The following is an 8,866-nucleotide window of genomic DNA, read 5'->3' on the forward strand; positions in this document are numbered from 1 at the left end:
TAAGTTCAATGAATCTAATTTTTGTTTCTAAACTATACTTTGTCATACAAAAAGTACACCTCCAAAAGTCATATTTCATGTCTAACTTTTAGGGTGCACTTCAGTAGTCAACTCTTTTTAAATAACAAGCTTTTAATATTATTTAACTAAATAAGGTTCAATTTCATTCATAGGAATTTCAACTCTAGTAAATTCTCTATCAGCATCATTTTTTAAGTGATAGAATACTATACTATCTTTAGAATCTTGATCAGATTTTATAAAGAATCCGTATCCTGTACTAAAAGTATCGCCATTAGAATATTTTTTGAATAAGTTATTTAGCCCTTCTAAAGATTCTTTATCATTTTTAAAGAAATTTTCCGTAGTAAGTGCTTTTCCAGTTGAAAGATCATAATTTATAGTGTTAAGCATTTCTACTTTTCCACCTTCAGCAGTTGCATATCCTTTAAGACCTATACTTAAATATTCATTACCTAATGAATAACCTTTATAACTTATGTCAACTCTGCCTTCAGAGTAGTCTAATAGATTTTTGGCTTCTGATTCTATAGTCTTATTTATTTTGTCTTCTATATTCTTATCAGATATTCCACTTACAAATGGATACTTAACAACAGAACTTTTACCTTTTATAGTTTTTTGTTTTAAACTTACTTTATTGTCTTGTAAGTTTGACTTTTTAGAATCACCAGTTTTAATTGATTTAGTTTCTGCTTTTGTCTTATCTACATTACTATTTTCATTATTTTCCTTTTCTACTTTTTTAGGACTTTCTTTTGATTTATTTTGTTTATTACATCCATATAGTCCAAAGGATGTAATCATAATTCCTATTAAAGTACAAGCTAATATTCTTTTTTTATTCAAAATTCTCACTCCTCTTAATTTGTTAATAAGTGAACTTGTATTAATTACATATATAATTGTAGTATAAAATATTCAATAAGTATTTAATCTTAACTAACAAAACCTTTACTATTCAGTTACATATAGTATCTAAAAAATGAACTATTGTAGGCTTAAAGTAAGTAAAAAAAAGAGCTAACTTGTAAACAAGTTAGCTTTTAAAATAAAGCTTGGTGTTTAATTGATGGGAGTCATCTTATGTTTCATCAAAAAAGTTTTCTTATGTTCTTTAGTTTATCTTATCTTTTGTTTTATTATATAACGTTGTAAAATATCATTAATATGTAGATATTGACAACGAAATTACCTTTTATTTTAACCTCTATTATTTGTTATTTTATTTAGAACTATCTGATTTTGAATCTTCAGAATCGTTTTTTTGGCTTTCTACTTTTGGTGAATTTGATTTTGTATCACTTTTTTTCTTACATCCATATAAACCAAATGATGTGAGCATAATTCCTATTAAAGCACAAGCTACTATTCTTCTGTTTTTCAAATAATCACTCCTTTAAATTTATTTTGTAAACCAATTTACATTTATCATTTTAATATATAATTGAAAGGAAAGATTTAACTTAAGCTGACAAAAAAATTAATATTACATTACAAATAGTATCAGAAAAATGAAGATGAAATTATCAAATCATGTGTATAGCTTTGATTTTACGAATCTTCAATATATCTTCAAAATATTGGTATATAATATATTAAAAGAATACAAAACAAGTAATTTGTTTAGTATAAATTATAATAATTAGATAAGGAGAGTGAAAAGTTACTAGCTTTAAATGACTATTTGCATAGTAGATTTATTTTCTATAACTATAATAAATATAATTAAATTTAAAAAGCTATGTAACTAAAATTCATGAATAAGAAGATTTTAGTAGTAGATGATGAAGATAAAATAACTGATGTTGTGGCTTCTTATTTAGAAAAAGAAGGATATGATGTTATAACTAGTAGTGACGGGAAAGAAGCCTTAGAGATATTTAATAGAGAAGAAATACATTTAATTATTTTAGATTTAATGTTACCAAATATATCAGGTGAAGAAATATGTACTAAAATAAGAAACGTTTCAGATGTACCTATAATAATGCTTACAGCAAAAGTTGAAGAAGATAATAAAATCGAAGGGTTAGCAATAGGGGCAGATGATTATGTTACTAAGCCTTTTAGCGTTAGAGAATTAGTAGGAAGAGTAAAAGCTCTCATAAGAAGATCATATAAAGAAGAAAATCCTGTTGCTGACTACTTAACTTTTAACGATGGAGATTTGGAAGTTTTTATAGATAAATTTGAAGTAAAGAAAAAAGGTAAAAAAGTTAGCTTAACAGCAAGTGAATTTAAAGTTTTGAAAATACTTTTAACAAATCCTAGACAAGTATTTACTAGAGATATGTTGATAGAAAAAGCTTTAGGAATGGATTATGATGGATACAACAGGACTATAGATACTCATATAAAAAATATAAGGCAGAAAATAGAAGATGATCCTAAAAAACCGAAATATGTGTTAACTGTATATGGTGTAGGATACAAATTTGGAGGAAATTAAATGAGAATTTCTTTGCTTAAAAAGGTATCTAAAGGTTTTCTTGCTACAGTTATAGGTTCTATATTAATAGTAAGCATAATTTCGAATTTTATGATAGATAAAAGATTTAATCAATATCTTTCTCAAGAGCATAATAAAAAGATAAAAAAACTTAGATCTTTAGTAGAAGACTTATATAATGATGACTTACAACTTTCTTCAGATGATTTAGAGCAAATATCTAGATATTCTATTATGGAAGAGTTCTATATAGAGATCAGAAATAGTGAAAATCAAATTATATTTACTTCTGGTAAATCTAACTTAGCTCATAAGAAGATGATGAATTCCATGATGGGAAGAAGACATGAAGATAAGTTAGGAGAGTATATTGAAGAAGTATTACCTTTAATAAGAGATAATCAGAAATTTGGATATATGACTATTGGTTATTTTGGAAGCTTTAATTTATCTAAAGAAGATCTTGGTTTTAAAGATACTTTAAATAAATCTTTTATTATTTCAGTTACAGCTGCCTTAATATTTGGACTTATAATTAGCTATATACTATCTAAACAAATTACAAATCCTCTTATAAAGCTTACAAAGGTTTCTAATGAAATGAGAAAAGGTGATTTAAACATACGCTCAGAGGTAAAATCTAATACTATAGAAATACAAGAGTTATCCAATTCTATAAATTATCTTGCAGAAACACTACAAAATCAAGAGTTATTAAGAAGAAGACTTACTTCTGATATGGCTCATGAACTCAGAACACCTCTTGCTACTTTACAAACACACATTGAAGCATTAATTGATGGAATATGGGAGCCTACTAGTGAAAGACTTGAAAGTTGTTACGAAGAGGTATTAAGACTTACAAAATTAGTAACTAGTTTGAAGGATATAGATAAGCTTGAACAATCGAATTTGTATTTAAATAAAGAAGAACTTAATTTAACTTTGGAAATAAAAAAAATAGTTGAAACTATGAAGCCACTATATAAAAAGAAAAATATCAGACTTAACTTTAATGAAGATAATAATATTATAGCTTTGATTGATAAAGATAAGTTGAAACAGATTATGTATAATCTGCTTTCAAATTCACTTAAATATTCTAATGAAAATAGTAGTGTTGAGGTAATAGTAAATAAAGACGAAAAAGATATAACCATAATAGTGAAAGATGAAGGAATAGGAATATCAAAAGATGATTTGCCACATGTGTTTGAAAGATTTTATCGTGGAGATAAATCAAGAAGTAAAAAAACAGGCGGTACTGGAATAGGACTTACTATAGTAAAGACTCTGGTAGAAGTACATAAAGGAAAGATAGAGATAGAAAGTGAACCGAAAAAAGGAACTGTTGTTACAATTAAAATACCTATAAATAAAAAAGAACTATAAAAAGGTTTTTTAAAATCTTTTTATAGTTCTTTTTTTATTCTTCATAATTTCTTCAAAACTTTTAAGTAAAATGAAGATACATTAAGAAAGAAAAAGGAGTGGGATATATGAAAAAGAAAACATTAACTTTATTAGCTACAGGGATAATTGCTATAGGAACTATTACAGGTGTTGCTTATGCTAAAGGTGATGGAGGAAATTCAAATATAAAGCAAGAAGTAAAAAATAGCTCATATAGACAAGACTGTCATACTGACATGATAAAAGCACTAAGAGATAAAGGATATGATGATTTAGCAAAAAAATTAGAAAATACTGATTATAAAAATATGAATGATTTTATGAATACTTTAAGTGACGAAGAGTACGATATTATGACTAAAGCTATGGATGAAAACGGATATGGAAGAATGGCTAATATGATGAGAGGTAGAGGTAGAAGAGGGATGTCTGTAATGCATAATTTCATGGGGAGCAATAGAGGATGCCATGGAAATTGGAGTAGTAATAATTCATCTGGAGTTAAATAACATGTCTAAATAAATTCAAGAGAGGTGAATTATATGTCATGTTGTAATGGGCATAATAATCATAATGGAAGAAGTAAAAATATGCTAATTACAATATTAGTGGCATTAGTATTTGGGATAATATTTTATTTTTTACGAAGATAAATACTTTAAATTAAAGTATTGTTATAAAGATCTATGAATAGCAAAAATATGTTTAAAAATAAAGCTCTAAGTAATTAACAATTAAGTTAAATACATAGAGCTTTATTTTGTTTTTTGAGGAAAAACAAAAACATAGGCTTAAAAAAATATTTGTATAATATTGACATAAATGGTCAGAAAATATAAAATTGTAATAATACTCTTACTAAATATAAGATAAGATGATATAAATGAACCAGATAATAAACCCGAGAGTATCAATACTACAAAGGGAGGCTTGATATCTTGTTTAAAACTATAAGGGGGAAGTTTATAACATCATTTTTGGTTAGTATATGTATTTGTATAATTATAATTTCGATTATTATGAAGATAACAATGGGAAATGTAATAAAAAAAGATTTTATAAGTAGTACTAAAAATGAGATTGATAAGGTTGATAAATTAATAAATACATATTTTAAAGAAATGTACAATAATTGCAATATGCTTGCAAACAATAGTATAGTAAAAAGAGCAGATTCTACTATAACGAAATATCTTGAAAAGACAGGAGAGAATGGGAAGATAAAGGTAACCCCTATAGCAAATGGAGGAATAGAAGCAGAAATACATAGTGTGTACACAAACTTTGCAAAATCTCACCCTAATGTTTCTGATGCTTACTTAGGAACTATAGATGGTGGATATGTACAATATGAAGATGGACATGTAGGTAATAACTACGACCCTAGAGAAAGACCTTGGTATAAGAAAGCTATGGAGAATCCAGGAAAAGTAGCTATGACAGATTCTTATTATTGGGGAGGTTCTAATAGGGCAAGTGTTAGCGTAGTGTCTACTATAAGTAATGATTCAAATGAAATAATAGGAGTTCAGTCTATAGATATTGGACTAAATGATCTTACAGATATTGTTTCTAAAATAAAAATAGGAAAAAATGGGTACATATTATTAGTAGAGGATACAGGGACTATATTATCAAATCCTAAAAATCCTAATACTAACTTTAAAAACATATCAGAGCTTAAGATTAAAGAGATGGAAGAAATTAAGAACGGATACTTTGAATTTAAAGATAAAGATGAAGAGTATGTCAGTAATGTATATACGTCTAAAGAAACAGGTTGGAAGTTTATAGCTATAATACCGAAAAGTGAGTTACTACAAAAAAATCAAGTAGTAAATAATTTAATCATAACACTAGGAGCAGTTATTTTAATTATATCTCTAATAATTTCTATTAAAATGTCGAATGGAATATCAAAGCCTATAGGTGATATGAGAAGCTTAATGTCTAAAGTTGAAAAGGGAGACTTTACTGTAGAAGCTAAAGTTATAGGAAAAGACGAAATTGCACAATTGTTTGAGAGCTTTAATAAAATGATGGGTAATGTTAAAAATCTTATCCGAACTTCTAAAGATATTTCGGAAAACGTTACCAAGTCAACGAATCATATATCTGATATGTCTAAACAAGTATCAGCAACTGCAGATGAAGTAGTAGCAGCCATATCACAACTCTCAGCAGAAACTTATGGTCAGACCGAACAATCAGGAGATATAGTTGAGGCTATAGAAGGGTTTACAGAAGAAATAGAGAAGGTAACTATTACTATGGATGAAAAATCTGATTTAGCTAAAGGATTAAGTGCTGAAGGAATTGAAATAGTAAATGTACTAGATAAAACTACTGCAGAAACTAGTAATGCATCTAATCAAGTATCACTTGCAATAGCAGTATTAGATGAAAAGTCTAGTCATATAGAAGATGTTGTGAATATGATAAATAGGGTAACTGACCAAACAAGTTTATTAGCACTTAATGCTTCTATAGAAGCTGCAAGAGCTGGTGAAGCAGGAAAAGGATTTGGTGTTGTAGCATCTGAAATAGCTAAACTAGCAGAAGAATCTAAAAAGTCTACTAATCAAATAGAAAGTATAGTAGGAGAAATACAGTCAGAGATAGTTGAATCTGTAAAAGCTATAAAAAAGTCTAATGAACTAGTGGATAATAATGTGAAAACAGTAGGAGAAACTAAAGTTATATTTAATAATATAGCTAAAACTATAAATGATATAAAGAATGAGGTCGATAGAATAAATAGAGTAGTAGAAGAAATGACTCAAAAGAAAAATGAAGTTTCTCAAACAATAACCAATCTTCTATTAAAGTCTGAGGAAACAGCAGCATCTTCAGAAGAAGTAACGGCTGCCTCAGAAGAGCAAACTTCATCAATACATAATATGACAGCATATATAGAAGATCTTAGAGAACTAGCCGATACTTTAAGAAAATCAATATCTCAATTCAATATTTAGAATATAATGAGACTTAATATTTTACATAATTAGCATTTTTTATAAAAAAATATTAGACAATAGTAAAAATATAATTAAATATAATAAAAAAATAGGAATTAAAAACCTTTTATCTGAATATATTTATTGTAGATAAAAGGTTTTTTTGTAATATAAAGAAAAATTTTGTCAAAAAAAATCAAATTACAATTGATATTATGTGTAGAAAAGTGTAGAATTATGTTGTATAAAGACAAACGAAAAGCTATACATAATTAGAAAGGAGAGAGAAATTGAATAAGATATGGAAAAATGAACTCATATTTCCAGTCATATTTGTATTAACTATATCTGTTATTATTACTGCTATTTTATCAAGTGCCGCTAGCTACATTATAAAAAGAGATTTTGCAAATTATACTAGACGGGAAATTATCCAAGTTGACAATATGGTAAATACTTATTTTTCAGTACTGATGGAAAACTGTAAACAGTTAGCTACGAATGCTGACGTAAAAAAGGCAGATGAAAACATAAGAAGTTATGTTAATCAAAAAACTAAAGAAGGAAAGATTAAATTTTCACCCCTTATGGACGATAGTGTAGAGTCACGAATATTTAATGTTTATAAAAATTTTGCAACTTCACATACGAATATTGCAGATGTATATATGGCAACTAAGTATGGGGGATATATTCAGTATAGGGACGGAAATATATATGACAATTATGACCCTAGACAAAGACCTTGGTATAAAATAGCTCTAGAAACTCCAGGAAAAGTAACTTTAACAAATGCTTATTACTGGGAAGGAGCAGATGCTGCCAATATTAGTATTGTATCAACTATTACTAATAACAGCAATGAAATCATAGGAGTACAAGCAATAGATATAAGTCTAAAGGAACTTACTGATATGATTAAAAATATTAAAATAAGTGACACAGGATATATAATTTTAGCTCAAGATGATGGAGTTATATTATCAAATCCTAAAAATGCAGAGCTTAATTTTGAACATATATCTAAGTTAAATATAAATAAATTAAATACTAGTAAAGATAGTTATTTTGAATTTAAAGAAAACAATAAAAAATATATAGCTAATATATACACCTCTAAAAAAACTGGATGGAAATTCATTGGGGTTATGGAAAGGTCAGAACTCTATGAAAAAATGTACTATATAACACTAATAATATTTATAGTTACCGTTGCAATTGTAACAGTATTCTTATTAATAGTTAGAGCTACAACAGAAAATAAGTTACTCAGATTAAACCCTATTTTTAATTTAGAAGATAAATAATAGCATTACATTTTTCATATAAATATTAATCTATTATTTATTCATATTATTACTTATGCTTATTTTAATAATATAACAGATTTATGAACAACAAAGCTTGAAATTTTATGAGTAGGATATTAATTTATTTAAAAACTACATTTAAATAAAAAAATTATTTTGTTTAACTTATATTATTTTGTAGTATTTATTCACTATTTAGATGTCATTACCATGTTATACAATAAAAACCATGAGAAGTATAAAATGGATAAATTGATACAATATTGAATATTTAAAAAGGATTTTAATAACAATTGTAGAATACAATGTGAATATAGAAACCAAAAAAACTTATGATATATAGATAAAACTCAGACATCTTATACTAAAGATGCGATAAGTACGTAGTTAAAAGGTCTTGTAATTAATATTTTATGTACATTATTTTACATAGAATAAAATAGCCAAAGTTTAAATTAAGTCTAAATTTATAAAAAATATAAAAATATATAAAGTTTTTGGCATAGAATTTTTTTTGTGATATAATAAGCATGGTGATATCGCACTGTGAAGAGTATAACTAATAATTATACTTTTCCTGTGTTTAAAAATACATAAATTCAAAGGAGGAAATCTTAAAATGTCAGAACAAAAACAATATATTTTAGCTGTACCTAACTTTAGTGAAGGTAGAAGAGAAGACGTTATAGAAGCTGTAGTAGCAGAAGTTAAAA

At 26.4% G+C, this 8,866-nt stretch carries 7 protein-coding genes; 5 read left to right on the forward strand and 2 right to left on the reverse strand.

What is annotated here, in order from left to right; all coding sequences use genetic code 11:
* Positions 1-138 precede the first annotated feature (138 nt).
* Both CLPU_RS15750 and CLPU_RS17365 read right to left on the reverse strand, forming a co-directional pair.
* The gene (locus CLPU_RS15750) at positions 139-870 is read right to left on the reverse strand and encodes a hypothetical protein (RefSeq protein WP_050378989.1); all 732 of its coding nucleotides are present in this window, start codon (positions 868-870) and stop codon (positions 139-141) included.
* A 376-nt stretch (positions 871-1,246) separates the two neighbouring features.
* The gene (locus CLPU_RS17365) at positions 1,247-1,408 is read right to left on the reverse strand and encodes a hypothetical protein (RefSeq protein WP_157857746.1); all 162 of its coding nucleotides are present in this window, start codon (positions 1,406-1,408) and stop codon (positions 1,247-1,249) included.
* Positions 1,409-1,780: 372 nt separating this feature from the next.
* Here CLPU_RS17365 and CLPU_RS15755 point away from each other — a divergent pair, with 372 nt between their 5' ends.
* The 5 genes from CLPU_RS15755 to CLPU_RS15775 all read left to right on the forward strand — a co-directional run bounded on the left by CLPU_RS15755 (position 1,781) and on the right by CLPU_RS15775 (position 8,150).
* Complete coding sequence (locus CLPU_RS15755) at positions 1,781-2,473, forward strand: response regulator transcription factor (protein ID WP_050378991.1); 693 nt, start codon at positions 1,781-1,783, stop codon at positions 2,471-2,473.
* Positions 2,474-3,865: a sensor histidine kinase gene (locus CLPU_RS15760; protein ID WP_050378993.1), complete on the forward strand. Its 1,392-nt coding sequence runs from the start codon at positions 2,474-2,476 to the stop codon at positions 3,863-3,865.
* 107 nt (positions 3,866-3,972) lie between these two features.
* Entirely contained in the window at positions 3,973-4,395 is a 423-nt protein-coding gene (locus tag CLPU_RS15765; RefSeq protein ID WP_050378995.1) for a hypothetical protein, read from the forward strand.
* 429 nt (positions 4,396-4,824) lie between these two features.
* Complete coding sequence (locus tag CLPU_RS15770) at positions 4,825-6,861, forward strand: methyl-accepting chemotaxis protein (RefSeq protein WP_050378999.1); 2,037 nt, start codon at positions 4,825-4,827, stop codon at positions 6,859-6,861.
* A gap of 272 nt (positions 6,862-7,133) precedes the next feature.
* Positions 7,134-8,150 (forward strand): cache domain-containing protein, encoded by a 1,017-nt coding sequence (locus CLPU_RS15775; RefSeq protein ID WP_050379001.1) that lies wholly within the window; start codon positions 7,134-7,136, stop codon positions 8,148-8,150.
* Positions 8,151-8,866: the final 716 nt, after the last annotated feature.

The sequence above is a fragment of the Gottschalkia purinilytica genome (genome assembly GCF_001190785.1).
In the GTDB taxonomy this organism is placed as follows: domain Bacteria; phylum Bacillota; class Clostridia; order Tissierellales; family Gottschalkiaceae; genus Gottschalkia_A; species Gottschalkia_A purinilytica.